Origin of the sequence: Maribacter sp. IgM3_T14_3, assembly GCF_049603095.1 — a bacterium.
Lineage (GTDB): Bacteria > Bacteroidota > Bacteroidia > Flavobacteriales > Flavobacteriaceae > Maribacter.
This window is the reverse complement of the sequence record NZ_CP187138.1, coordinates 3,244,354-3,269,056: the sequence shown is the minus strand read 5'-3', so window position 1 is coordinate 3,269,056 and position 24,703 is coordinate 3,244,354. Positions and strand designations below refer to the sequence as shown.

23 protein-coding genes and 1 other RNA gene are annotated in these 24,703 nt (G+C 36.3%); 12 read left to right on the top strand and 12 right to left on the bottom strand.

Features of this window, described 5'->3' with window-relative positions:
* Window positions 1–3: 3 nt before the first annotated feature.
* On the top strand, window positions 4–396 hold the full coding sequence (locus ACPF9A_RS14610; protein ID WP_423998108.1) for a DUF2809 domain-containing protein: 393 nt from the start codon (window positions 4–6) through the stop codon (window positions 394–396).
* 14 nt (window positions 397–410) lie between these two features.
* Here ACPF9A_RS14610 and ACPF9A_RS14605 read toward each other — a convergent pair whose 3' ends face one another.
* Window positions 411–1,616: an NAD(P)-dependent oxidoreductase gene (locus ACPF9A_RS14605; protein WP_423998106.1), complete on the bottom strand. Its 1,206-nt coding sequence runs from the start codon at window positions 1,614–1,616 to the stop codon at window positions 411–413.
* 176 nt (window positions 1,617–1,792) lie between these two features.
* On the opposite strand from ACPF9A_RS14605, the gene ssrA reads away from it, so the two are divergent.
* Together ssrA and ACPF9A_RS14595 are read left to right on the top strand one after the other, a co-directional pair.
* Window positions 1,793–2,193: a transfer-messenger RNA gene (ssrA, locus tag ACPF9A_RS14600) on the top strand.
* A 235-nt stretch (window positions 2,194–2,428) separates the two neighbouring features.
* Window positions 2,429–3,679, top strand: a complete 1,251-nt coding sequence (locus tag ACPF9A_RS14595) for a site-specific integrase (RefSeq protein WP_423998104.1) — start codon at window positions 2,429–2,431, stop codon at window positions 3,677–3,679.
* 138 nt (window positions 3,680–3,817) lie between these two features.
* Here ACPF9A_RS14595 and ACPF9A_RS14590 read toward each other — a convergent pair whose 3' ends face one another.
* From ACPF9A_RS14590 to ACPF9A_RS14560, 7 genes are all read right to left on the bottom strand, one after another.
* Complete coding sequence (locus ACPF9A_RS14590; RefSeq protein WP_423998102.1) at window positions 3,818–4,291, bottom strand: DUF6730 family protein; 474 nt, start codon at window positions 4,289–4,291, stop codon at window positions 3,818–3,820.
* A gap of 12 nt (window positions 4,292–4,303) precedes the next feature.
* Window positions 4,304–5,173, bottom strand: a complete 870-nt coding sequence (locus tag ACPF9A_RS14585; protein WP_423998100.1) for a relaxase/mobilization nuclease domain-containing protein — start codon at window positions 5,171–5,173, stop codon at window positions 4,304–4,306.
* On the bottom strand, window positions 5,170–5,475 hold the full coding sequence (gene mbpA, locus ACPF9A_RS14580) for a mobilization protein MbpA (RefSeq protein WP_423998098.1): 306 nt from the start codon (window positions 5,473–5,475) through the stop codon (window positions 5,170–5,172). The genes ACPF9A_RS14585 and mbpA overlap by 4 nt, the downstream gene beginning before the upstream one ends.
* Window positions 5,472–6,431, bottom strand: a complete 960-nt coding sequence (locus tag ACPF9A_RS14575) for a toprim domain-containing protein (RefSeq protein WP_423998096.1) — start codon at window positions 6,429–6,431, stop codon at window positions 5,472–5,474. The genes mbpA and ACPF9A_RS14575 overlap by 4 nt, the downstream gene beginning before the upstream one ends.
* 209 nt (window positions 6,432–6,640) lie before the next feature.
* Window positions 6,641–7,849 carry a VapE domain-containing protein gene (locus ACPF9A_RS14570; protein WP_423998094.1) on the bottom strand — a complete coding sequence of 403 codons (1,209 nt, stop codon included), beginning with the start codon at window positions 7,847–7,849 and terminating at the stop codon, window positions 6,641–6,643.
* Window positions 7,849–8,133 (bottom strand): helix-turn-helix transcriptional regulator, encoded by a 285-nt coding sequence (locus ACPF9A_RS14565; protein ID WP_423998092.1) that lies wholly within the window; start codon window positions 8,131–8,133, stop codon window positions 7,849–7,851. Before ACPF9A_RS14565 ends, ACPF9A_RS14570 begins: the two co-directional genes overlap by 1 nt.
* Before the next feature lie 444 nt (window positions 8,134–8,577).
* Entirely contained in the window at window positions 8,578–10,332 is a 1,755-nt protein-coding gene (locus ACPF9A_RS14560; RefSeq protein WP_423998090.1) for a tetratricopeptide repeat protein, read from the bottom strand.
* 429 nt (window positions 10,333–10,761) lie between these two features.
* On the opposite strand from ACPF9A_RS14560, the gene ACPF9A_RS14555 reads away from it, so the two are divergent.
* From ACPF9A_RS14555 to ACPF9A_RS14530, 6 genes are all read left to right on the top strand, one after another.
* Complete coding sequence (locus ACPF9A_RS14555; RefSeq protein WP_423998088.1) at window positions 10,762–11,316, top strand: hypothetical protein; 555 nt, start codon at window positions 10,762–10,764, stop codon at window positions 11,314–11,316.
* Between the two features lie 128 nt (window positions 11,317–11,444).
* Window positions 11,445–11,933, top strand: coding sequence for a T9SS type A sorting domain-containing protein (locus ACPF9A_RS14550; protein ID WP_423998086.1), 489 nt, complete (start codon window positions 11,445–11,447; stop codon window positions 11,931–11,933).
* A gap of 38 nt (window positions 11,934–11,971) precedes the next feature.
* Window positions 11,972–12,583 carry a hypothetical protein gene (locus ACPF9A_RS14545; RefSeq protein WP_423998084.1) on the top strand — a complete coding sequence of 204 codons (612 nt, stop codon included), beginning with the start codon at window positions 11,972–11,974 and terminating at the stop codon, window positions 12,581–12,583.
* Window position 12,584: 1 nt separating this feature from the next.
* The gene (locus ACPF9A_RS14540; RefSeq protein ID WP_423998082.1) at window positions 12,585–14,525 is read left to right on the top strand and encodes a hypothetical protein; all 1,941 of its coding nucleotides are present in this window, start codon (window positions 12,585–12,587) and stop codon (window positions 14,523–14,525) included.
* 28 nt (window positions 14,526–14,553) lie between these two features.
* Entirely contained in the window at window positions 14,554–14,880 is a 327-nt protein-coding gene (locus ACPF9A_RS14535; RefSeq protein WP_423998080.1) for a hypothetical protein, read from the top strand.
* Between the two features lie 183 nt (window positions 14,881–15,063).
* A complete protein-coding gene (locus ACPF9A_RS14530; protein ID WP_423998078.1) occupies window positions 15,064–16,029 on the top strand; it encodes a hypothetical protein in 966 nt (321 codons plus the stop codon).
* A gap of 1,108 nt (window positions 16,030–17,137) precedes the next feature.
* On the opposite strand, the gene ACPF9A_RS14525 is transcribed toward ACPF9A_RS14530, so the two are convergent.
* A complete protein-coding gene (locus tag ACPF9A_RS14525; protein WP_423998076.1) occupies window positions 17,138–17,542 on the bottom strand; it encodes a response regulator in 405 nt (134 codons plus the stop codon).
* Between the two features lie 581 nt (window positions 17,543–18,123).
* Between ACPF9A_RS14525 and ACPF9A_RS14520 the strand changes: the two genes are divergently transcribed.
* Together ACPF9A_RS14520 and ACPF9A_RS14515 are read left to right on the top strand one after the other, a co-directional pair.
* The gene (locus ACPF9A_RS14520; protein ID WP_423998074.1) at window positions 18,124–18,354 is read left to right on the top strand and encodes a hypothetical protein; all 231 of its coding nucleotides are present in this window, start codon (window positions 18,124–18,126) and stop codon (window positions 18,352–18,354) included.
* A gap of 865 nt (window positions 18,355–19,219) precedes the next feature.
* The gene (locus ACPF9A_RS14515) at window positions 19,220–19,429 is read left to right on the top strand and encodes a hypothetical protein (protein ID WP_423998072.1); all 210 of its coding nucleotides are present in this window, start codon (window positions 19,220–19,222) and stop codon (window positions 19,427–19,429) included.
* A 120-nt stretch (window positions 19,430–19,549) separates the two neighbouring features.
* Here the strand turns inward: ACPF9A_RS14515 and ACPF9A_RS14510 are convergent, their stop codons facing one another.
* A complete protein-coding gene (locus tag ACPF9A_RS14510; RefSeq protein ID WP_423998070.1) occupies window positions 19,550–19,705 on the bottom strand; it encodes a hypothetical protein in 156 nt (51 codons plus the stop codon).
* A gap of 40 nt (window positions 19,706–19,745) precedes the next feature.
* Here ACPF9A_RS14510 and ACPF9A_RS14505 point away from each other — a divergent pair, with 40 nt between their 5' ends.
* Complete coding sequence (locus ACPF9A_RS14505; protein WP_423998068.1) at window positions 19,746–21,110, top strand: exonuclease domain-containing protein; 1,365 nt, start codon at window positions 19,746–19,748, stop codon at window positions 21,108–21,110.
* A gap of 349 nt (window positions 21,111–21,459) precedes the next feature.
* Here ACPF9A_RS14505 and ACPF9A_RS14500 read toward each other — a convergent pair whose 3' ends face one another.
* Window positions 21,460–22,869 (bottom strand): MBL fold metallo-hydrolase, encoded by a 1,410-nt coding sequence (locus ACPF9A_RS14500; RefSeq protein WP_423998066.1) that lies wholly within the window; start codon window positions 22,867–22,869, stop codon window positions 21,460–21,462.
* A 53-nt stretch (window positions 22,870–22,922) separates the two neighbouring features.
* Complete coding sequence (locus ACPF9A_RS14495; protein ID WP_423998064.1) at window positions 22,923–24,671, bottom strand: SulP family inorganic anion transporter; 1,749 nt, start codon at window positions 24,669–24,671, stop codon at window positions 22,923–22,925.
* Window positions 24,672–24,703 lie beyond the last annotated feature (32 nt).

The following is a 24,703-nucleotide window of genomic DNA, read 5'->3' as shown; positions in this document are numbered from 1 at the left end:
CAAATGAAATTCAAATTCAACCGTATCTATTTTATATACTTTTTAGTACTGCTAGGAATCGAAATCTTGATTACAATATTCTTAAAATCCGGATTTATTAGACACACTTTCGGTGACTACTTGGTAGTCATTCTCATGTTTTTCTTTTTTAAATCTTTCGTGAAGGCAAATGAGATTACTATCGGTATTGTAACCTTGGTAATAGCATACGCCATCGAATTTTTACAACTAACAAATATGCTTAGTTATTTCGAACTAGAACATTCTAAATGGGCAAACTTAATCTTCGGAAACTATTTTAGTATACAAGATTTATTAGCGTACACCCTAGGTATACTTACCGTAACCAGCTTAGAGATCAAAAAACGATTGCTATCAAAACAGCCTATAAATTAATATGAAACATCTACTTATTCTTTACCATCAACATAATCTTGCAAGTATGCATAGCGTTCGGTCAGCTTCCCGTTTTGCGTCATTCTCGCTCTTTCTAGAACGCCATCCTTATCACCATTGAAAAAAGCAGGGATCACATTCTTTATAAAAGCCTCACCAAAACCTTCGCTGGCATCTCTTGGTAATTCGCATGGCAAATTATCAACGGCCATAACTGCGATGGCATCAGAGTTCTTAAAATCGATTTCAGATTCCGATTCGGCGAGATACCCGTAAATTGGATCTGCAATCGTTGAAGGGCGAATGGTAGAGGCAACTGGTCCGTCAATATCACAACTGACATCGGCAACAACTTTTATTTTGAAATCTTCGTGCTTGGCATCCTCACGGGTAAAAAGATATGGAGACCCTTGACCAAAATAATGACCCGCAATATAGAAATCACTCACCTTAGCAAATCTGAAAAAGTTAGATTTATATTCCTGTGGGTTTGCAAAAAAGTCGGCTTTAGTACCACGAACTCCGTCTTTACGCTTGTTATACTCACCAGCGTCTATTTGGCAATATACAGGTTCATTGAATGTCTCCTCTAAGTATTCGGCAACGTTCACCCTTCTCATTCCCATACCGTCAAGCATCTCACGAGCGCCATTACCTACTCTACCTCTACCGGTAAGCAGCACTTTAATAGCAGGTAATCTTAATTTTTTGAGTTCGCTTATCAACGCTTCTTGATCTTCTAAATCGTTAGCTTTTGGCAATTGGAACAAGTCAAATTTGAGTCCGTATGCACGAAATCCGTTATAGGCACCAACGATACCCGCGTATCTACCAAAGGCAACAACACGCTGTTCTTGCTTGTTGGTAATTACCTCATGATCGTACATTTCAATATTCTTTTCTAAAATAGCACGAAGCAAATCTCTATTGTAAGGCTGCTTTTTAATGGTATGTGAAAAGAAAAAGTATTTTTTATTCGGAATTAGGTCATCTATCGGCACCTCTTTAACACCTAGTAACACTTCACAAGCATTCATCTCATCGGCAACTGTCACCCCGATGGCCGTATAGGCATCATCGGCATATGCCCTAATTGGTGATGGCTCAACTATGATTTCAGCCTTAAAATGCGCTTTTAAGACTTTTTGACATGCTTTTGGAGATAGAACAACACGCTTATCTGGCGGATTCTTACGTTCTCTGATGATTCCGAACTTCATATGGGTTTGGTATAAATATTGCACTAAATTATACAATTAGAAACACTTGGCTTCGGTCAAAATAAAAATTATATGGGATCGTAAAGTTTTGTTAGCTTTGCTGCCCACTATTTAATAGTTGAAGGCAATTGAATTGATGCCGCTATTATTTAGATTAGGAAGTTCTTTTACATATTGGGGCCGACCGGTTTTGACAGCGAGACCAGTTGGAATGTAAGCATGTCGAGCGCTGGGAAACAGCTCGTTAATCTCATTTTTCACACTTTTAATTGGCGAAAATAATTACGCTCTTGCCGCTTAATCCGAATTACAGTAGGATTTAGCCTCGTCCCTACCAGGTAGGGAAGCGAGATGTTCCTGAATAGCCCTTGTTGATGGCGATTCTTATAGGAGCACCAGAAAAGTCAACATAAGGGTGTCCGCTCACTTTGGCGACACCACCAAAACCTTAAGAAGATAAGTGTGTATTAGGCGGTTTCTGGTCAGGTACGCATCGAAAATCAATCAGATTCTAAACATGTAGAAAGCATTTTAATTGCTTGTTTGGACGAGGGTTCGAATCCCTCCGGCTCCACTAGAATAGTATCAAAACTATTCAAAAACCCCTTAATCATATGATTATCAGGGGTTTTTATTTTTTACGGTATCAAATGAATCGTTATGAAACCGTATTTTATGTGACCTATTCGGTGAGTACTTTTTTTATTATAAAACACTCACCGATTTCCTTGTAATTAACTGATATAATGTTAATTATGAAAATGGTGTTTTCCTTTTTTGTACCTTTATTTTTGTTAAAAAAGATATCAAAAATGAACCATTCTTTCTCTCAATTATTTTACCTCAAGGGAAAACATTTTGAAAAAGACGTGAAAGTACCTATATACTTGCGTTTGACCGTTAATGGACAACGTAATGAACTAAGTATTTCCCGCAAAATAGAGCCAGAAAAATGGAATGCTAAGACAGGAAAAATGCGTGGAACAAGTCTAGAAACAAACGAATTAAATTCGTATTTAGATGTTGTTAGACATAAAATAAACAAGATTCATGGTCTTCTTGTGGACGAAGGCAGACCCTTTAATTCTTCGGACATAAAAAATCTTTACTTTGGTAAAGGAGAAAAAACTAAAATGTTAATACAACTTTTTGAGGAACATAACCAACAAATGGAAAAGTTGGTTGGAGTTGAATTTGCACTTGGCACCTGGAAGCGATATCATACCACCAAAAAACATGTCCACGAATTCTTAAAGACTGAATACAGCCAGAGCGATATTCCAGTGCGTGATGTCAATTTAAAATTTATCAAAGGCTTTGAGTACTTTCTAAAAGTTACCAAGGCCTGTAATCATAATTCGGCTTTGAAATATGTCAACAACTTCAAAAAGATAATCCGAATGGCCGTGGCCAATGACTGGATTTCAAAAGACCCATTCTACAACTACAAAGTTCAATTTAAAATCGTAGAACGGGATTTTCTTTCCAAAGAGGAACTGCAAGGCTTACAAGAAAAAGAAATCGATGGCGATCGTTTAAATATAGTTCGTGACATGTTTGTTTTTTGTTGCTATACAGGACTTGCCTACGTTGATGTGCAAAAATTGAATCAAGATAACATCGTTCGTCATATCGATGGCAGTCTATGGATACAGGCGGAGCGCACCAAAACCAAATCGAAACTGGATATTCCACTTCTATTGACTGCTGAGGGTATCTTAGATAAGTATAAAGACCATCCCAGAGTTATCAATGAAGAGTGTGTACTTCCTGTTTTGAGCAACCAAAAATCTAACGCCTATCTAAAAGAAATCGCGGACCTCTGCGGTATTAAGAAGAATCTTACTACCCACTTAGCGCGGCATACCTTTGCAACCACTATTACTCTTTCCAACGGTGTGCCAATCGAGACCGTTGGCAAAATGTTAGGCCACAAAAATTTGCGGACCACCCAACATTATGCAAAGATTATAAGCAAAAAAGTAGCTTATGACATGGATATCTTAAAGGAAAAGTTGCTAGACATGGACACGAAGCGAACCAAAAAACTTAATAAATCTTAGTTTTCTTTTAAACTAATGCAGGTTGAAGGAATCCAGTTCCCCCCAAATCTTACCATAACTTACCTGCGCATGGATCCTGTGGGATTTTTGTAGCGTTCAGGTAGATAAGCGTCAAGCAAAAATTCCATAGGGCGCATTCTACTTTTGATTTGGAACACTATCTTTTTTCTTTATCCATTTCTGGTATGATTCGTAATGTTCTGGATATTGGTCAAAATATCCTTTTAGATTGGAGATTACTTCTTGCTCTCCCTTCGCAAATGCCTTTTCTTGAATTCCCCCAATTCGGAAGACTTGTACAGTCAAATAACCTACGATGAGTAAGGAAATAAACCAAATCGAATAGTGGAGCCATAACTGTATTTTTGGAACTAATTTTGCCTTTAACATCTGACTCCTTATATCTTGAACGGATTCATGAAGCTTTGAATTTTTGGTCTTCTCAGAATTCACATGTTCTCGGAGTATCCTTTCAATTTCGGAGGTATCAGGTATTATTTTGATGTTTTCCACATTGTCGGTCAACCTTTCCAGTCTAACTATAGACTTGTTGAACCCGTCCAACTCATCGCTTAGTAGTTCCATTACTTCATCCAGTTTTTTGTATCCCATATCTTCTTGTTTTTAATATCCGATTCCAGTGTCAATTGCCCTTTTGATTGTTTTCTTGATGATGTTCTTGGCGATACTTGTGACAAGATTGGTACTCATTTCCATAGTTTTTCCAAGTAAATTGATAGTCTTCCCTAACTTTATTGGCTTAGTTATACCATTATTTTGAGAAAGCTGCGCCATTATTCTTCCTCCGGACATGGAACGGTGTACCTCACTTGCCTTGAAGTTATGGCCTTGGTATTGGAACCGAAATCCCTGTAGTTTGTTCCCTTTATTGATGCTCGGAATAACTTCTACGTTTCTTTCTTGCATAGCCTTTATATACGAGTCCAAGGTTTTAGGTCTTTCAGTCTCCATTACTTTCTGATGGATATTCTTTATTTGGAACCTGACTTTTGTAGTGCCCAGTTCTTTTTCCAGTTGTACTTCCTTTACCGTGGTCAACCCCATTTCCTTGGCCACATTCTCTGCTGCCAATTGGCTTCGTTTTCCAATAAAACTGTCGTTATAAGCCTTTCCATCGAAACCGATACGGTTCATGTAAAGGTGCACATGGGTATGTGCCTTGTCCCGATGGACAAAAGCGATGGCCTGATTCTCCTTCAATTGCATTTGCTTGACAAATCTTTGAGCGACTTCCCCTAACCGTTCCTTGGAAAGGTTTTTACCCTCCTCGGCTACCGGGCTGAGAATGAAGCTCAGGGTGTTTTTTTGGCAACGGGTATTCTGTTCCTGTATCAGTTTGAACTCTTCCGTTATTTGTTGGGGGTCAGTTCCCGCCAGATGTCGGCTAAAGACGATTTCTGCATCTTTCTCCTGGTTCCAGCCGTATTCGATACTTGTCCCGGTATGTGCTATCGAAGTTCCCTTACCTATCATTTCGTTACATTTTTGAAATTATAAAGGTGCGTTCGGATTTCCTCTGCCAGTTTCTCGACCTCACTTGCCAGTTTCGGGTTATGTCTTTTGAACATATTTCCGATACGCGTAAAATTGCTTTTGTATTTTATTAGCATTTTATAATGGGCCAATTGTTCCCCGGTCAACCGTTCGATGACCGAATTACCAAAAGCGGAACTTCGACAATATTCGGAAAGGGATATACCTGCCCGTTCCGCTCTCTTTTTCAGTAGCTTTTTCTCGTAGATGGAACACCGGAATTTGATATAGGTCCTTTTCATTTTTCAGTCACTTTGCGACCGCCGGGAGTAAAGCGAGTTTGTTTTTGTGGCAACAAAGACACATCTCGCGCTTCCTGACCAAGTCCCTTTTTAGCATTTTCCATCAGCCATTGATTCATGTCCTTATGACCTTTATAGATGAACGACATATCCTTCGCACCACCATATTTCAGTAGTCTTTCGGTAATCGACCTCCCGTTGTAATCGTTGTCCAGATAGAGTTCTATACTGGAATACCCCTTTAAAATCGATATTGTTTTTTCAATAAAAACCGTGGAATTCATCACTAAAAAATCACTTTTTTGTCGCAATTCCGGTCTGTAGACAAGAATGGACAACAAATCGAACATGCCCTCGGTTACTGTAAGATTATCGTACCCGTTTCCGATAATTGTGATATCCTTGGGCGAGGTACAGTTCTTCAGGTACTTGTTACGCAGCTCCCATCCACCGAATTCGTTCTGTAGACCGATGGCGAAATATGGTTTTCCCTTGAACGTGTAATGGACTTCCTTACAATAGCTTTTGGCTATGAAAATTTGAACGTTCCTTGATTTGATATAGCCCAACAATGCGGTATGTGATATCGGCTTGACATTGGTGATGATGACCTTTTCATCTTTTGATTCTTCCTTCTCAAAAATCGATTGCTGCTGAAAAGAAAAAAGAGGTTCATCATAACTTAAAAACAGCAATGTATCCTTGACCGAAAATCTGTTGATTTGGCAAATTAGGTCGATTACGTTCCCGCCTTTTCCTGCTCCATGATCGTACCATCTATTACGTTTCTTACATACCTTGAAAGAGGCTTGGGTTTCTGAGCGGAACGGACTCAGGAACCAAGCTTCTTTGGGGGTTGTTTTAGCAGGAAAGTGCCCTAGTTTTGCCAGCGCCCTTTCGATGGGAAAAGCTCGGGCTCTTTCGCACGATAGTCTTTTTGTTCTTTTTCTTTTCATCAGCTTCTTTTTATTCAATTTCGGTTACCTTCCTACCTAACCCAATGATTATGGGGGTTTTTATCTAGGTGGGATTGGTTTTTGTGCTTACCTATGTTATCTTGTTAGGTAGGGTAGGTAATACTTAGGTAAGAAGGGGTTAAAGAACCTACCTAGAGTTATTTCCTGTTATTATTGACTTTTCCATCTTTTAGGTAACTAGGTAGGTACTATTCCTGTTTCTTCGAAAATTCCATTTGCCAAGGGCTGTCCACGAAGACTGGTTTTGCCAGATAACCGTACACCTGTCGCTTTGGATGTTTTACCCTTTGAAAGTTGAAACCCGACAATGCCCGTCCCAAGTTTATCTGGTTCAGGCGAAGGTTCAGGCAGCTCAGCTGGACCAATACATCCGAAGCGGTGACGAAATCCTTCAAGTCGTCCGACTTTTCAAAATACTTTGAGACCAGTTCCTCTTCCGTGGTCAACTTGGTGTATTTCTTGTTTCGCTCCTCGTTCTCCTGAATGTCCTTTATAGATAGTTCGGGATTGTAGTTTGCTTCGGTATAGGCCAGATGGTATGCCTGTGACCATACCCCGTCAATATCCACTTCCTTGGAATACCCGAAATCGATTTTCCCTTTTAGCTCAAAGCATAACCAACGCACGGAGCCTGTTTCATCATTAAGAAAGGAGGCCATATTGGTAGACCCGATAAATGAACATATCCTGGGGAGGGTGGTATTCTTTTTGTCATAGGGTAGCCTTTCATTGATAAAGGTCTTGGAGAAAAATGATTTCAGCGCGTTGACATCCTTTTTGGAAAGCACGGCCAGTTCATCCAGATTATAAAGGAAATTTCTACATAATTGTATCCGTGCGTCCTTATCATTGCTGATATCCTCGGCCATATATTCGGCTAGTTCCGGTGGACAAAGAAAACGGCACCACGTGGACTTGCCCGAGTTCTGGCCTTGATGCGAAAGCACAAAGGCCTGCTTGTTAAAATAATTCTTTTCCAAAGCACATTTAATGGTACGCACTAGCCATTTTTCAAAATGATAGTTGAACGCCTCTTTTTCATAGGTCGGCACATAGGAAGCTAGTTTAAGGATATGATTCTCCCCATCCCATTTTGGAAGGCTTTCAAAATATTCCTTTATGGGGTTACATTTGGGAATACATTCCGAACGGATAAGGGTTTCCAACTTCCCGTTGGGAATATCTATACCCGCTTTTGCCAATTCAATAATCAGCGAATTCAGGTTCAGATACTCCCATTGTTTGGAGGCTTTAAAGGCTATCTGGAAGTCATGCGATATCTCGTTATAGGAGATGTCGTACCTACCCTCCAGATATTCCATCGTGTAGTCGTAAACGGTCTTTTTCTTTGCGTCCTTTACTTGGTAAAGCTGTTCGCCATTATCAGACGAGGTCATTATCCTTTGTTTTTATGGTCGCAACCCAAAACCGCTCCGCTAAATACAGATGTAGGGGTTCTACTATTTTGAAGCAACCAATTGTTAAGCTTCCTTTTTTCGAAGAAAATCAGTTTTCCGTTGGGCTTGGAGTGCGGGATGTTGCCCGCAGCGGTAAGTTTGTACAGGTAGCTCCTTGATATTCCGGTATACTCACAGGTCTCCTCGAAGGTTAGTACCTCTTTATTGGCCGTCAATAGCCTTTCCAAACGATCTAGCCGTTCGAACAATAAAATAATGTCCATTTGTTTCTTTTTTAAGATTAATAAATGAACAAAAGCGCTTTTGTTTTCCCTTAGGGAATTCTTTGGATAAAGTTAATAGGAAGGAGATACCGAAGCTCGACAAAGTTTAAATTTTTATTCACAAAATATTGGAAAACAATAACTTACGTCAAATCGATACAAATAGAACCACATATAATATAAATGATTTCATTTGGTTTCAAAACGATTCAAATGATACAATTAGATTTTTATTAAAAATGAAAGAATTTTGAGTTATCAACAATTGAAAATTTAATTATCAAGAAAATAAGGATAGTTCAAAGGCAAAAAGCTAGTCATCTCAAAATAGTTTAATTGTATTGTCCAAAAAAAGGTTCTTTTTATCGGCCAATATACAAACACAGAAATGGGCTAGAATTTATGTTCATTTAGTAAAGGTCATAGGTAAAGAAAACTTACTTTTTATAAAGAACTTAAGAAAGTGGTTAAATCAGTTTCCTTATCAAGATTCAGTTTCTTTTTTAAACGGTATTTAGAGGTTAAAATACTTTCAGGTAAAACATTCAAGGTGGCTGCAATCTCTTTGGTTGTTAAATTCATTCGTAAAAAGGCTGCTAGGCGTATTTCTTTCTCGGAGATATCGGCATAGAGTGTTTTTAGCTTTTGGTCAAAGTCATTGTGAACCTCGGCGAAGTAGGTTTTAAAGACTTCCCAGTCCTTATCAGAGGCATTCTCTTTCTTTAGAAGCATTACAATACGCCGAAACTCCATTTTAAATTTTTCAGGAGAGTTTTTGATATTCTCAAAATTTTCCATCAGTTCTTGAATAAACGTATTCTTCTGTACGAGGTGAAGGGTTTGCGAAGTGAGCTCTTTCTTTTTATATGCAATTTCTTGTTTGTAGATTTCATCTTGTTTTTCGCGGGCAATTTGGTTTTTTTTGATGCGTTGACGGTAACCAAAAACCGATAACCCAAACAAGGCAAGTGCAGAAGCCATACCTCCGGCATAAAGGCCTTTGGTAAGTTTATCAACTTTTGATTTTTCATTTAAGGTGTTGATTTCCTCTTCTTGTAAGGCAATTTCTATTTCTTTTTTTTCGGTTTGGTATTTAATTTCTAAATTGTTTATTCGCTCCCTAACGTCTAAGCCCCTAATACTATCTTTTAAATCTGCATACATTCGATCATACTCATAGGCGTTCTTATAATTTCCTAAGGCGGCATGTACCTCAGCCATTTTCATATAACCGCGAATGAGTCTAACACTGTTCTTTGACTCTTTGGCAATCATAATTGACTTTTCAATATTTTCCAGAGCTTTGGGGTAATTTTGCTCGGCAAAGTAGATTTCACCCAAATTCCTTATAATAAGACCTGTCAATTGTGGTTCTCCATATTTATCGGAGGTTTTTAAAGCTTTTTGGTAGTATTCTTTGGCTGTTTTAAAATCACTCAACTGGTCGTAAACAACACCGATATTGTTATATGTCCTTGTCAGCGCCACACTAGGGTTTTCTTCCATTAATTTCAGACCCTTATTATGGAATTCTAGGGCCTTTTCGTATTCTTTAACGTCCATATAATTGGCAGCAATATTCCCCCATACCTTAGCTAAAAAGTCATATAGGTTATTGTCAATACTAATTTTTTCAGCCTTTTTATAGTTTTCAGTTGAAGATTCAAAATTTCTTACCTCGGCCAGAACGTTGCCCATATTCAAATAACTTCTAGCTAAATCAATTGGTTGTCCTTTTATTTCCATATTAATATCTGCTGATTTCTGATGATTTAAAAGGGCCTCTTCAAACTTTCCTAAATATTTTTGTGTTATACCTAGTTGGTTAAGGGCATATGGCAGGTGTTCTTTTTGATTCAATGAATCAAGTATGTAAATGCCCTTCGTGGTTTCTTTTTCTGATTCGATGAAATTTGAATTTATGTAGTGGTAATATCCTAAGCCGATATTGCCTCTAGCAATGAAATAGTTATTGTCAATTTTATAGGCAAGGGTAAGTAGACTATCTATATGTAATTTTGCACTATTCTTATCGCTATCTTTAAGTAGTTCGAACAATTCATGATGTAGGTAAAGCCTTTTTGTAACATCTTTTGTAGCGCTCAAAGTATACTTTATGCTATCTATTTTTTTGGTTTCTTGACAATAGACATTCGCTGCCAGTACTGTACATATTACTATATTTAAAAGTAGTTTCATGACTGCTCTCTTTAAGATTTATTCAAAATAACAACTGGGTGCCGACTTTTATTTTATAAGTAGTTAGAGAAAGACGACAAATCAGTTTCCTTATTAAGAGGAGATATTTTTTTTCGTCAGATACTGTTTTAATGATTTTCAAGATAGACAATATATCTATCGTTCTCAACTATTGATTTGAACATAAAAACCCTGTTGTCTATAAAAAGTCCATGTTTATTTTCAATAGAAATATTATTATTAAACTCCTTAGCTATATATTTTAAAGGTGTTTCAAGAATTTTATTCAATTTTTGATATTTGGGATGTCCATAATCGAATGTGTTAAAATCTATTTAACCTGTCCATACTTTGTCTATACTTAAAATTAGTTGAGGGCTTGTTTTGCATCTAGTTTTGAGGTGTTGAATCATTAAAAACAAATAAATTATGAAAACAGTACAAACGATTAAAACGGTTTTATTAAAATCAATTTTTATGGGCTTACTAGCCATAACTGCAATGTCTTGTAGTAAAGACGACGAAGAAATACCAGAAGCAGAGGAAGATATAGCCTTGGAAGATATATCCTTTAAGATAGAATTGATTAAGATGCGATTAACTGAAGATGGTGAAGCTAACGGTGCCATAGAAGTATTCGGTGATATTTCTACTTCGCTAGTAATGGGCACAACGGACGAAACAGTAATCTTGTGGTCTAGGACAGTAGATCAGACAGTTAGTTTAGACGTTGACGAAAGTGATACACCTGTAGGAGGTGAGACAACCTTTACAATTAGTTCAGCCGATTTGGAGGAAAGCAGTGTTATTGTTGAAGGGAAGTTAAGAGAAGATGATGGAGGGGTAGGTTTTACAACAGCTTTAGGCGAAGAATCAAGTACATTCTCGCTAAGTTTAATTACCGGAACTCAAGAATATAAATTAATTTTTTCTGATTCACCTAATGAGGAAGTTGAATTAACATACAGTATTACTAGGCTTTAGTTTAGTTAAAGGCGGCTAGTGCCTAAAGTTGTAGATTCAACAACTTGGCATTGGTCGCTTATTGACTTTCATGAGAAAATTGAACGTAAGATAAACTTATGTTCCTTAATCTGTTAATCTATAAGCCTATGAAAAAACTACTACTTTTACTGGTTTTAATCACAGTTCATTTGGTTAATTCGCAGTCATTAAAACGCCAAACTTTATCCTCAGCCGGAAATAGTAAGATAGTGCAAACTAGTACTAGTTCTTATTTTTTACTTCAAAGTATAGGTCAGTCAGGTGTTATCAACACCTTTAAGGCAAATGAAAATGAACTTAGACAAGGTTTTGTGCAGCCCTTACCCGCTATTGTTTTGGGTGGCGACCCAAATAATCTTGAGATTGTAGTATACCCAAACCCCTTTGTAAACGGAGTCATCGTAAATCTGAAGAATGGGTTAGAGGGAGAAATAAATATGCAACTTTTTGATATTTCTGGTCGACTGGTCTTGACCGACTCATTTGAGGAAACGACTCAAGTTTCTATACCCTTAATGAACCTTTCACAAGGCTCTTATTTTATGAGGTTGAGTGCTGGGGGGCAACAACGAGTTACTCAATTATTAAAGTTTTGAAATGGCTAGTATGTGTCCTTACATTTTTGACATTTAACTTGGTAGAAGCACAACTTTTATATGCCGAAATTGGACAAACCATTTCAAGCTTTGATTATCAGAACTCAGCGGGTGGAACATTAGAAAATTTGCAATCTAAAAATGCATCTCATTTAAATGTTGGATATCAAGTTCAGCTTTCTGGAGATAAAATAAATATCATTATTGGTGGTGTACTTACGAATTATGGTGCTGTTGCCAGTGATGCATTGCTTGATAATTATTTTGAATGGGATATTACCTATGCTGGTATTCAAACAGGATTGTCCTATTCTTTTGCACAATCAAAATCTTTTCAATTTTTTGTTAAGCCTACTGTGTCTCTTGAATATTTGGTTAGAGGGTCACAAACACTTAACAATCAGGTATTTGATTTGATTGGTGAAGATGAATTCAGCAATTTGTTGCTAGTGCCTCGTATGGCATTAGGGGTACAATACCCCATATCAAATAAAGCAGCAATTTCTTTGAATTATAGTTTCGGACGTACATATTCATTAGTGAACTCCAGTCCTGAAGACAATGAAAAACTAAGTATTAACATGCATAATATCGGAATTGGAATTGTAATACAACTTCCAGGATGTAATTGTGCCTTCAATAATTTTTAAAATGAAAAAAATAACCTTTTTATCCTTTCTATTCTGTCTTGTTTGCGAAATTGCCTTGGCTCAGACGGAAGGCATTTCTTATCAAGCCGTACTAGTGGACAATAATCCTGATGAAATTCCAGGAATAGATGTTCCATCCAATAACATTCCTAATCAAGAATTGAATGTTCGATTTACCATCTTGAATAGTTTTGGTGATACGGATTATCAAGAAACTCAAAACACCCAAACTGATGATTATGGAGTTATCAATCTTATGATTGGTGAAGGAATACCTACAGGTCAAGGATTTGGCAGCTTTAATCTGATTAACTGGGATGGACCTAAAACGCTTGAAGTTGCGATTGATTTAGAAGGCGGAAATAATTTTAGCCCTTTTAGCAGTCAATCGTTAAGCTATGTGCCTTATGTTAGACATCGTAATTTAATTGCTGATGGTATTACTGATTTAAATAATGGACTGAATGTAAACAACCAAAGAACAGCTTGGTTTACAGGTGATGTGAATGTAGAACAAGATACAAGACTGCAACAGCTACAAGTGCAAGGTCAATCAGAATTTCAAGACAGGATGGTTATCGAAACGACAATGACAGATACGAACCAAGAAAGACTGGGGGCATATCCGTTACTATTAACTGGTAGTTCTCATGGCATGGCAATTCAACTCAATGAAAATACCCCAGGAAGAAAAGATAATTTCATGTCTTTTTGGAACGCTAATGATGAGCCAATTGGACGTATTGAAGGTTTTCAGCCCAATCAAGCATCTTTTGATTTTGCATCAATAAGTGCTATTCTTCTTGGATTTGAACCTACAGAAGATGATGAACCAGAAGAAGGTGACGAAGAGGAAGATATCGATCGGAATGACTATCCAACGGATTTTCCAGATGCTTTGGATACTTATTTTAATAACGATTATTCCCTAAATTTTCTCATTCAGGCCACGGATATCGTTAACTCTACTTTTCAGCTACTTTGGAACGGTGCCTGTTTTGGTACTTGGTTACCGGGAGTAGATGCAGATTGCGATGATTTTGTATGGTCGCTTTACGATGTTTTTATTCAGGGAACCCAACTGGCTCTGTATTTGGGTTACAATGAATTAAACAAAGGGGTGGCTTTTGAATCGGGTGGTGCCGATTATGCCGAATGGTTGCAAAAGAATGATGAAAATGAACCTTTGAGTTTTGGAGATGTAGTAGGTGTTAAGGGTGGCGTAATCTCCAAGAGCTTTATCGATGCAGATCACTATATGGTAGTTTCTAAAAGTCCTATTGTATCAGGAGCAATGCCTAAAGATGAGCAAAAGAAATACTATAAGCAGATTGCATTTCTGGGACAAGTGCCCGTAAAAGTAATTGGTGAAGTTAGTAAAGGGGATTACATTCTGCCATCTGGTAATGGTGATGGAATGGCCATAGCTGTTGCTGTGGAAGAGATGAAAATTAATGATTATCAACGAATCATTGGTGTTTCTTGGACTGACTACAATGGCAACGAATTGTACAGTTATGTAAATACTGCAGTAGGTATAAACAGTAATGACCTTACCCAACAGGTAACGGCAATGCAAGTAGTTATCAATCAAATGCAGACTGCATTGGTGCAAGTGAACCCAAATTACCAACCTAACTTTTTCGATGTTAATGGCGTGAAAATTTCCAATATCCACGGCATTACCAAAGCACCTACAATGAAACAGACGATAGCATCAAAATATGGATTAAAGGAAGATGCCACTGCTCAAGAGGCTATTAACATGGTCAATACCCTAATGAAAGAACATGATTTGAATAGTAACCTTTTTAATTTTTCTGATTTACCATATTTGACTGAGGTATTACAGAATCCAACAGAAGAGAACCTTGCCAAGGCCAGAAATGCTTATGCAAACGCACAAAAGAATATTGAAAGCCTTTCAAGGCAACTAAACTAAAATGAAACTAATTTTAAAAACTAAAACAATGAAAAAACTAATCTTTTTACCAGTATTAATGTTATTTTTTTTCAATACCTCTTGTACTAAAGATGAAGACGGAGAAGAAATTGATGCCAGCTTTGTTGGCAACTGGAGTGGCACCTATTCTGGTGACGACCGGGGTATTTGGACAGTTAATGTAAGTGCTACAGGAAAAGTCACAGGTACGGCAACCTCCTCATTCACTTCAGATTCTGCGGATATCAACGGACATATTACGGAAAATGGTGCACTTTCTGCCACAATAGGTAGCTCTGAAGCTCGGACTTTTGTTGGACAATTAATTGATAATGAACAAGCTAGTGGTACTTAGGTAGATAACGGTCGTGACCAAAATAGAAGATATGCTTTCTAATCATAGGGCTTTGTGCACAAAAGAATAGTGTATGACATTAGCTCCATGAATTAGATTTAAGCCAATTGTTTTTGGTTTAACACAAGCATAAAGAGTCATAAGATAGAAACTAAATTTATTAAACAAATTAAATATTGAAATATGCCAATAAAAGCAAGGACTAAATTCGTATTATTATTAATAGCAACCATGACTTTTTGTGTCTCTTGTAGTAAAGACGAAAATGATGATGATGAAGTTAACTCTGCCGATGTAGCTGCAAGTGCAGATGAATATGTTAGGTCAGGAACTTTACTGACTACTGCTGAATCTCAATTAGATGGTGATATAACATTTAAGTTTATATCAGTATCGGTGAATGATGCCCTAATATTAAGAGAGACTTCAGGAAAACTTGAAGTAGCTAACCCCTTTGCATTTGATTATGAAACAAATACAATGATTACGGGAGAAATAGAAGCCTCTAACGGAACTGAATCAGAAGTTTTATCTCTACAAATAGATGTTAACGATATTGATGATATCGGGTATTTTTTGAAAACACCTGAATCTAAAGCTGCGTATGAAGCCGCTTCTCTGGGCGAATGGATACAAATTCAGGAGGATGAATATAAAACCTTAAGATCTACTATTACAGAAGTTTCGTTAGTAGGAAGCAATGACAACCAATATGATGAATCTATTCAATACGCCCAAAATAATGACAGCTACGTATATGACAATGCTACCGTTGTTAACGAGGGTAATGGCATTCCCCAAAATAATTTTGTGTTTGCGTTTAAATATTACTCTGAGCGGAATAATGTAGCCCAGAGTAAGGTGAAAGTTTCAGCTGCAGAACTAACAGAAGGGCATGAAGACATAGGTAGTAACTTGCCGATACATAATACTGGTGAGCATTTTTTTGTACTTAAAGGAAATGATATTAGTTCTGAAAACGGGTATCTTTCAATGTATACTGAAAAAGGTTTGGTAACCGGTATTCGCGGTAACGGAATACATTTTTTCATTTCTGGAGATGCTAAAGACATTGGTCGTAATTTCAATGCAAGCGGTGAAATTTGTATATATCAAGGTTTAAGCACGCCAATAAAACAATGGGATTAGATTTTAACGTGTAATGGTTTGAATTTTTGCTCTAATTAGTTATATGAATTTTGAGTTAGTTCAGACGGCATCTAAAGTTGTAGGTTCAACAACTTGGGTGTCGGCTGTTAGTTTTTAGGCAAAAATTATACACGATTTATAATGATAATTTAGTGATTTCTTGAATAAATATTGAGTTAGTTCAGACAGTCGGCATCTAAAGTTGGTAGATTCAACAACTTGGGTGTCGGCTGTTATTTTTTGGATGTTTTCTAAAATTCACTATCAAATCTTGGTGGTATTCTAGAAATTTGTGAGTCATAAAACGGCCGTTTTACAGTACCATTTCTAAAATAGAAAATACCTTTTTTGAGGGTGTCCTCTCCGTGGTCTCTTTTAGTAGTATCGTTAATTGACCTTTTATGGGACTCAAACTGTTTGTAAAAATCGAAAATAGTAGGACTCTAAAGTTCTACTAGGCATAGATGAGTAATCCATTTAAGTGCAGTTTGATTAATCACTGCATTTTCCTTTAAAACAAAAAGGTGGTGAATGGTAGATATCATAACCAATTACTGTCAACTCTTATAATTTTTAGTGCCAAAATGGACCATTAGTTTAACTGTACACAAGCAAATCTGGGCACAATTTTTAATTATTTACAGCGAAAAATCTGTTTGGATTGTTAAAAAGTCACCTATTCGGTGAGTACAAATACCTTAAGCTCTCAAAACCCCTATATATAGTCGTTTAAAGATAAAGGTTCTAGACCCTCCGGCTCCACAAATAAAAACCACCTTTAGGGTGGTTTTTTTCGTTACACCTGCGGGATTCGAAAGCCAGCACGTCAGCTCGCACCATGCTAAAAAGGTCTACTAGACCTTTTATCAACGCAAGGTCGTCTCCGGCTCCACGATTAAGCGCAATTGGTTTGCGCTTTAGAACATATAAAGTCCGACAAGTTTACTTGATCGGACTTTGTTGTTTTAAAGCGTCTGGCCATTTTTTTGGACAGCCAATTGCATTTACAGAACGTGAGCTAGTTGGGAACACCGTAAGGTAATCCTCCGGATCTACTAATAAAAATAACCTTTAGGGTGGTTTTTTACTTTTAAATGATTCGTTCTGTTTAGACTGCTATTTTACTCATAGATATAATATCTTTAAGGTTTTGTGAAACTAAAGGTTTCGAAATAAAATCGCGAACCAATTCATAACTCCTACCTTTTTCAATTTCAGAAGCATCAAAATGCGAACTCACAATAAAAACCTGAGGCTTGTTACCAAAGATTAATTTTTGAAATTTATCTAAAAACTGCCATCCGTTCATAACTGGCATATTTAAATCTAGTAGAATAATATCGGGCATTCTCTGCCCACTTTTCAAAAGAGAAGTTAAATTCGTTAAAGCTTCATAACCATCTTCATACACTAGAATATTAGCACTCACAAAATTATTGTGATTCAAAAGAATTTTAGTGCCATAAACACAAATGGGGTCGTCGTCTATAATACAAACTGTGTCAACTTTCATAGCAATTCATTTTTTGATACTACATTATACTTTAAAATAATGTTAATTCATTTAACAAGATAAAACTTACAAAATATTTTCAAAGAAAACTAATTTTTAGCAGAAAAAGCTGATTTTTATATCATCTAAATACGAAGTAAAACGCCTAGATAACAACAGTCACCATCATTTCTAAACAATAAATTAGAAAAAATGAGGATTATTTGAAAGATGTTCAAAAAAAATCACGCAATGGACATCAATACGATTAGAAATAACTATTTAGAAAAAGGGTGATTCTTTTTCAATAAAACTAACTAACCGTTAATATTAAACTCGAAGAACTATAAGTAATAGTACTACTCTTCAATTATTGTCAAAATTCATAGAACAATGTATTCAGATACAGAAGACTACAACAGCTATTAAAATTAGCATAAAATACCTTTTTTTTTATCGGTTAAGACACCAAAATAATCACTCCACAGATATCTATGAGATTCTAATAATCGACAGTGTTATCAACTTGCTCATATCTATTGAAATCTTTTAACTGATGGAAACACTATTTTAATTATTTTTGGAAACTACCAAGACCAATAATGACCGAAAATATAAAACAAATGTTCAGTAAAATGAACGACGAAACTCGCGATGAAGCTCTACTACTTTTAAAGTCAGAGTTTAATTTAGAAAGTGTAAAGTTCATTAAGAAAAACTGGATTATAGGTGGGCGCATTCCTGAAGAAAACCAGGAGCGTATTGTTCAAATCTTCCAGAATTTATTAAGGGTTCAGATTTTAAGAATTAAAGAGATAAAGGTTCAGTTCTAACACGTACATTCCTAAACACCATACAACACGATTAATTTCTTGTATAAAAAAACCGATACACATATAAAGATGCATCGGTAATTCTACTAACTCAAAACGAACTCTAAACTCGATGCAAAGATGCATTCATTTCTTAAGTTCAAGTTTACCTAAACATCAAGCTAACTTTAAATTCCTTGTTTTCTAAAAATACCTCAGCGAAATTCAATTTCCCCTGGACCTTTTGCCAATTATAATTACTTCCTCATTTATAATAAATTCAATTTACCCACTTCTAGGTATGTTCTTGCTGTATATCTCCCCATAGTTTTGGGCAAGATATACGATGTAAGTAAAGTGAATTAATTGTTTTACAAATCTGGCTTTCACACAAATGGTCAGATTCAGATACCATGTATTACTCAAAGACAAAGTATAAGTTGAAACTATTGGTAAGATTCCCAGAACGACATATTAAATCGCTAGGACAAAATACGAACGAACAAACCGAATCTGAACTTTATTTAATGGTTAAACTATACAATAAAAGAGCATTCTCTAAAACTAACAACCTATTTAAAACAATGAATTTTTTTAGTCTAAGTCATTCATGGCAATTAATGATCAAGATCAGGGGAAAATTTTCAGTAATGAAAATGAATGGGTTATTTATTTTGCTTTTTTAATAAAAAAATTTAGCTAAAGTCACATACGATATAAGTTGATATGCTAATAATTGTATCGATTTATGTTATCAACAATGGGTGTTAATAACATTCGTGTGCATTTCATCGAATAAAACGAACTTTTCATCGTTAATGAATAAAGTTTAAATATTTTCGAAATGCGCTAATAAAATAGCGAGATAATTTTTACCACCAATTACATGAAATTTAATACTACCAAAGCCTTTTTCGTCCCTGTAGCAGCCGTTCTTTTTCTTTTAAGTTTATCTTCTTGCGGTAAAGATTACGACCTTGTATCAGAATATGTTGTACGTGATAACACTGAGAAATCAATTTCAACTAGCTCATTGAACACTATTAATTTAGGTGTAGCTACTATCAACCTTGAAAAGGCAAAAGAAAGTAACTAGTACTTTTAGCTTCTATACTATTTAATATCTACCAATACGCTTTGAATTTTAAAGTGACACTATTTCTTTCATAGTGCTAGTTTTAAAATTTTAAATGAGCGAATATCTTTTAACTTTCCATCAGTTCTTATCTCGAGCACTTATTTTTTTAAAAATCTTTTCGAAATACATATTCGGCGACGCATTTTTTATGCAATCGGCAGTACTTCTATCTAGCTCAATTACGTTCTCCATATTATCTCGATATACTTCGCCGTAAATAAAATGATAATGCATTTTCTGCTAACTTTGCAGTTCTAAATTCATTCTTCACTTTTTGTATACAATAATTGACATAGAAACTACCGGAAACGGCATAAAGGGTAACAGAATTACCGAAATTTCCATTTTTAAATATGATGGTCACGAGATTGTAGATGAGTTCACTTCTTTGGTGAATCCGGAATGTCCGATTCCTGCATTCATTACCGGACTCACTGGCATTGACGATGATATGGTTCGTAATGCCCCGTTATTAGAAGAACTCATTCCGCAGATTATAGAAATTACCAAAGACACCATTTTTGTAGCCCATAGTGTCAATTTCGATTATAATGTCATCAAAAATGAGTTTAAACTATTGGGTCATGATTTCTCTAGAAAGAAACTATGTACGGTTCGTTTATCAAGAAAGTTATTGCCTGGCTACAACTCTTATAGTTTAGGAAAATTAACGGCTGCCTTGGGCATACCTTTAACAGATCGTCACCGAGCGAGAGGCGACGCACATGCTACGGTTCTTTTATTTCATAAATTACTGAGAGCCGAAAATGCGGATTCCGTTTTTAAACAATTCTTGAATTCAAATTCTCAAGAAGCTACTTTACCACCTGGATTGCCAAAAGAAGAATATCTAAAACTACCGACCACTGCTGGCGTATATTACTTTAAAGACAAAAAAGGTAAAATCATTTATGTAGGTAAAGCCAAGAATATTAAAAAAAGAGTCCTAGGTCATTTTTACGATAAAAAAACAAAGGAAATTACCCTCTGTGCAGAAACTACTTCGTTAGATTTTGAAGAAACCGGTAATGAGCTTATTGCCTTACTGAAAGAATCTGCCGAAATTAAACACCATTACCCTAAATATAATAGTGCACAAAAAAGGTCTATTCAACAATATGGTATTTTCACCTACGAAGACCGAAACGGCATTATACATCTTGCTTTTAATAAAATAAAGATGACTCCGAATCCGGTTGCTATTTGTTATAGTCCGACCGAGGCCAGACAGTATTTAGAAACCCTATGCAGCACTTTCGAGCTTTGCCCTAAGTATTGCCATCTGCAAGAGAATGTGACTGTATGCTCGCATTATAAAATCAAACAATGTATTGGTATTTGCTCTGATTTAGAAATGGTAGCAGCATACAACCAACGGGTTATTGATGCCTTACAGAGTATCAAAGAAGTTGAAGCTACCCTTGTCATTAAAACCAATGGCAGAACTATGGATGAAAATGGATTTGTGGTTATCAGAGAAAATAACTATGCTGGCTATGGCTTTGCCCCTACCGATGTTGCTATAGCGCAAATTGAGGACCTTGAGATGTTTATTACACCACAAAAAAATACGCTGGAAACCCAGCGTATTGTTGAAAGTTATTTGAGAAAAAATCCTGAATCAGCCATTTCTATTTAAAGACATTGGCAGTTTTATTCATTCATTTTCTTATACATCCTAATTATAAAGAGTAACCACACCATAAATATGATGGATACTACAATTGAATAAATTAGGACGAATTCCACTATTTTTTATATTTTAAGTAGTTCATAAAACCAAGAATGGTCGGTGCCCAAAAAGCTATAAAAATAGCATCGAGTTTCTTACCTGATAAAAAGAGAACCTCCGAGACGACAATTATAGAAATTACAACTAACAGCATCATAATATTCATTATGCCAACTCGCTCTATAAAATTTTTTAACATAGCTCTAATTAGAATCTATTAAATATACTAAACTAATTGTAAACGAAACCGTCATTTTTACAACGTTGTTGGACAAACATAATCTGTCTTCTTTAAATCTTCATTTTTAAGTGCTCCGTATCCACCTTTTACATCAATAAGATTGTGAATGCCACGACTCTTTAAAATAGACGAAGCTATTACAGAACGGTATCCGCCAGCACAATGCACTAAAAATTCTCCTTTCTCAGGAAACTTTGATAAATGCTTATTCAACTCACTCAGCGGCGTGTGTACTGCACCTACCAAGTGCTCGCTTAAGTATTCGCCATCTTTACGAACATCGAAAATACCAACATTTCCTTTATCAATTAAGGTTTTAGCTTCAGTTGATGATATAGATGTTATTTGATCAATCTCTTTACCTGCGGCTTGCCAAGCTTCAATACCTCCTTTTAAATATCCGATAGCAGAATCAAAACCAACACGTGATAATCTAGTGATTGCCTCTTCTTCCTTTCCTTCTGGTATCACCAATAATAAAGGCTGTTTGGTATCGGCAATTAAATCGCCCACCCACGGAGCAAAATCACCATTAAGTCCGATAAATATTGATCTCGGCACATGACCTTTCACAAATTCATCTTGATGTCTTACATCTAATACCAAAGCTTCAGTATCGTTCGCTGCTTTTTCAAATTCGTTGGGAGACAATTCAACATTACCACGATCAAGTACATCACCAATATCTTCATACCCTTCCTTATTCATCTTTACGTTCAAAGGAAAATATTTAGGTGGTGGCAACAGACCATCGGTTACTTCTTTTACAAACTCTTCTTTGGTCATATCTGCCCTAAGAGCATAATTCATATTCTTCTGATTACCCAAGGTATCAACCGTTTCCTTCATCATATTCTTACCACAAGCAGATCCCGCACCATGAGCCGGATATACAATAACATCATCTGCCAACGGCATAATTTTAGTACGCAAACTATCAAACAAAGTACCTGCCAATTGTTCTTGAGTCATATCAGCAGATTTCTGAGCTAAATCTGGTCTACCTACATCACCTAAAAACAAGGTGTCTCCTGAGAAAATTGCATGGTCTTTACCATTTTCATCGCGTAATAAGTAAGTGGTACTTTCCATCGTATGACCTGGTGTATGTAACACCTTAAATGTAATCTTACCTAATTTAAATTCTTGTCCGTCTTTGGCGATGATTGCATCGAAAACAGGGTTTGCCGTAGGACCGTAAATAATAGGCGCACCGGTTTCTTTAGATAGCGTTACATGCCCACTAACAAAATCTGCATGAAAGTGAGTTTCAAATATATACTTGATCTTTGCATTGTCGTTTTCAGCCCTTTTAATATACGGACTCACCTCTCTCAATGGGTCAATTATTGCTACCTCACCATCACTCTCAATGTAATATGCTCCCTGAGCCAAACAACCTGTATATATCTGTTCTATATTCATACGATACTATTTTAATGTTCAAAAACCTCTTCACCTTAAGGTACAGGTTTTATTTAATTTAGGCCTCTTTTAGATTTGGCCATTCTACTATTTTCATAAGCTACTTTTGCAGCCAATAATGAAATCTCATTTGGGTCGTCAAAGAAATTAACCGCTTCTTTCGTTTTCACAAATAAAAACTCCCGTTGCAATTCTTTAATGATTCCGGTATTAAAAATGATATCTCGTGTAGGTCCGATAGCACCTGCAATGTAGAACTGAAGTCCCCTATCTCGAATATCATGTATCAATTTCGTAAGCATATCAGCCGCGGTAGCATCTATATAATTTATAGCCTCTGCGTTCAAAATTATACCTTTTAACTGCGGTCCTTTAGCCCTAATATGTTTTAATAACTGCTTTTTAAAATAGGCTGAATTACCAAAGTACAATTGCGAATCGAAGCGCACTATTAATAAATCATTGCGCACCACAACCTCATCTGCAAAACGAATTACATTTTTATAATAGTCAGAATTACCAATGTTACCTATCTCTACAAAATGTGGTTTAGATGTTCTATACACCATTAATAATAAAGAACACAGCACACCAATTAAAATACCTTGGGTAATACCAATGAACAAGGTGATAATAAAGGTAATCAACATTACGAAAAACTCATCTTTTCTATTAAGCCATAAATGCTTAAAGTAAGCTATATCTATAAGTTTTACGACAGACACCATAATAATACTCGCCAATATAGCATTGGGTAAATATTGAAATAATGGGGTTAAAAACAGCAAGGTCAGCACCACCAAGATGACACTGAAAATAGACGATAGATTTGTTTTGGTACCGGCATCATAACTAATTGCCGATCTAGAAAAACTTGCGGTAACCGGGTAACCTTGAAAGAAAGACCCAACAATATTTGAAGATCCAATCGCTATTAATTCTTGATTTGCCTGAATAGTATCTTCACCCGTTCTATCTTCAATCGCCTTGCCAATAGAGATAGCCTCTAAATACCCCACCAATGCCAAAGCAATCGCTATAGGCGCTAATTGTTTCATATTTTCTATATCGATTGTTGGTAACACAAAAATTGGCAGACCGCATGGCACGCTACCCACCAGTTTAATACCAAATACGTTTAACTGAAACAGGTATACCGCAACAATACCGAGTACCACAATAATTAGAATACCGGGTATATTTCTATTCCATTTTTTAAAACCAAGTAACAGTACTATACCCACCAGACCTATGCTGAAATCTACCCAATTGATTTCGCCCAGTTTATAAAAGATATTAAAAATAGTTTCATAGATTTTATTGCTGCCTGGCACAGAAACACCTAATAAATGTTTCAGCTGACTTAACACAATAATAATCGCTGCCGCGGATGTAAAACCACTAATAACGGGCTTGGAAAGAAAATTGACCAAAAAACCCATTCGCAATACACCTAGCAAAAACTGAATGCAACCCACCATTAGGGTAAGCAACACGACCATTATAATGTAATTTTCTACACCAGTAATTGCCAATGTTCCCAAACCTACAGCAACCAATAACGAATCCATCGCAACAGGCCCTACGGCAATTTTTCGCGAGGTTCCTAAAAGTGCATAGGTAAGTAAAGGAAATAAAGAAGCATACAAACCATGAACTGGTGGCAATCCTGCAATCATTGCATACGCCATACCTTGTGGCACCAAAACGATACCAACGGTTAGACCAGCCAACAAATCTTTTATGAAGTAAGCTTTTTTATAGGTAGAAACCCATTCCAAAAAAGGGAAAATGTTTTTCACACCGTAAATTTAATCATTTCAAAGGGCATAGA

Excerpts from the sequence above, each read along its gene's own strand:
- ACPF9A_RS14610 (WP_423998108.1), top strand. The coding sequence starts at position 4 with ATGAAATTCAAATTCAACCGTATCTATTTTATATACTTTTTAGTACTG.
- ACPF9A_RS14605 (WP_423998106.1), bottom strand. The coding sequence starts at position 1,616 with ATGAAGTTCGGAATCATCAGAGAACGTAAGAATCCGCCAGATAAGCGT.
- ACPF9A_RS14595 (WP_423998104.1), top strand. The coding sequence starts at position 2,429 with ATGAACCATTCTTTCTCTCAATTATTTTACCTCAAGGGAAAACATTTT.
- ACPF9A_RS14590 (WP_423998102.1), bottom strand. The coding sequence starts at position 4,291 with ATGGGATACAAAAAACTGGATGAAGTAATGGAACTACTAAGCGATGAG.
- ACPF9A_RS14585 (WP_423998100.1), bottom strand. The coding sequence starts at position 5,173 with ATGATAGGTAAGGGAACTTCGATAGCACATACCGGGACAAGTATCGAA.
- mbpA (WP_423998098.1), bottom strand. The coding sequence starts at position 5,475 with ATGAAAAGGACCTATATCAAATTCCGGTGTTCCATCTACGAGAAAAAG.
- ACPF9A_RS14575 (WP_423998096.1), bottom strand. The coding sequence starts at position 6,431 with ATGAAAAGAAAAAGAACAAAAAGACTATCGTGCGAAAGAGCCCGAGCT.
- ACPF9A_RS14570 (WP_423998094.1), bottom strand. The coding sequence starts at position 7,849 with ATGACCTCGTCTGATAATGGCGAACAGCTTTACCAAGTAAAGGACGCA.
- ACPF9A_RS14565 (WP_423998092.1), bottom strand. The coding sequence starts at position 8,133 with ATGGACATTATTTTATTGTTCGAACGGCTAGATCGTTTGGAAAGGCTA.
- ACPF9A_RS14560 (WP_423998090.1), bottom strand. The coding sequence starts at position 10,332 with ATGAAACTACTTTTAAATATAGTAATATGTACAGTACTGGCAGCGAAT.
- ACPF9A_RS14555 (WP_423998088.1), top strand. The coding sequence starts at position 10,762 with ATGAAAACAGTACAAACGATTAAAACGGTTTTATTAAAATCAATTTTT.
- ACPF9A_RS14550 (WP_423998086.1), top strand. The coding sequence starts at position 11,445 with ATGAAAAAACTACTACTTTTACTGGTTTTAATCACAGTTCATTTGGTT.
- ACPF9A_RS14540 (WP_423998082.1), top strand. The coding sequence starts at position 12,585 with ATGAAAAAAATAACCTTTTTATCCTTTCTATTCTGTCTTGTTTGCGAA.
- ACPF9A_RS14535 (WP_423998080.1), top strand. The coding sequence starts at position 14,554 with ATGAAAAAACTAATCTTTTTACCAGTATTAATGTTATTTTTTTTCAAT.
- ACPF9A_RS14530 (WP_423998078.1), top strand. The coding sequence starts at position 15,064 with ATGCCAATAAAAGCAAGGACTAAATTCGTATTATTATTAATAGCAACC.
- ACPF9A_RS14525 (WP_423998076.1), bottom strand. The coding sequence starts at position 17,542 with ATGAAAGTTGACACAGTTTGTATTATAGACGACGACCCCATTTGTGTT.
- ACPF9A_RS14520 (WP_423998074.1), top strand. The coding sequence starts at position 18,124 with ATGACCGAAAATATAAAACAAATGTTCAGTAAAATGAACGACGAAACT.
- ACPF9A_RS14515 (WP_423998072.1), top strand. The coding sequence starts at position 19,220 with ATGAAATTTAATACTACCAAAGCCTTTTTCGTCCCTGTAGCAGCCGTT.
- ACPF9A_RS14510 (WP_423998070.1), bottom strand. The coding sequence starts at position 19,705 with ATGCATTATCATTTTATTTACGGCGAAGTATATCGAGATAATATGGAG.
- ACPF9A_RS14500 (WP_423998066.1), bottom strand. The coding sequence starts at position 22,869 with ATGAATATAGAACAGATATATACAGGTTGTTTGGCTCAGGGAGCATAT.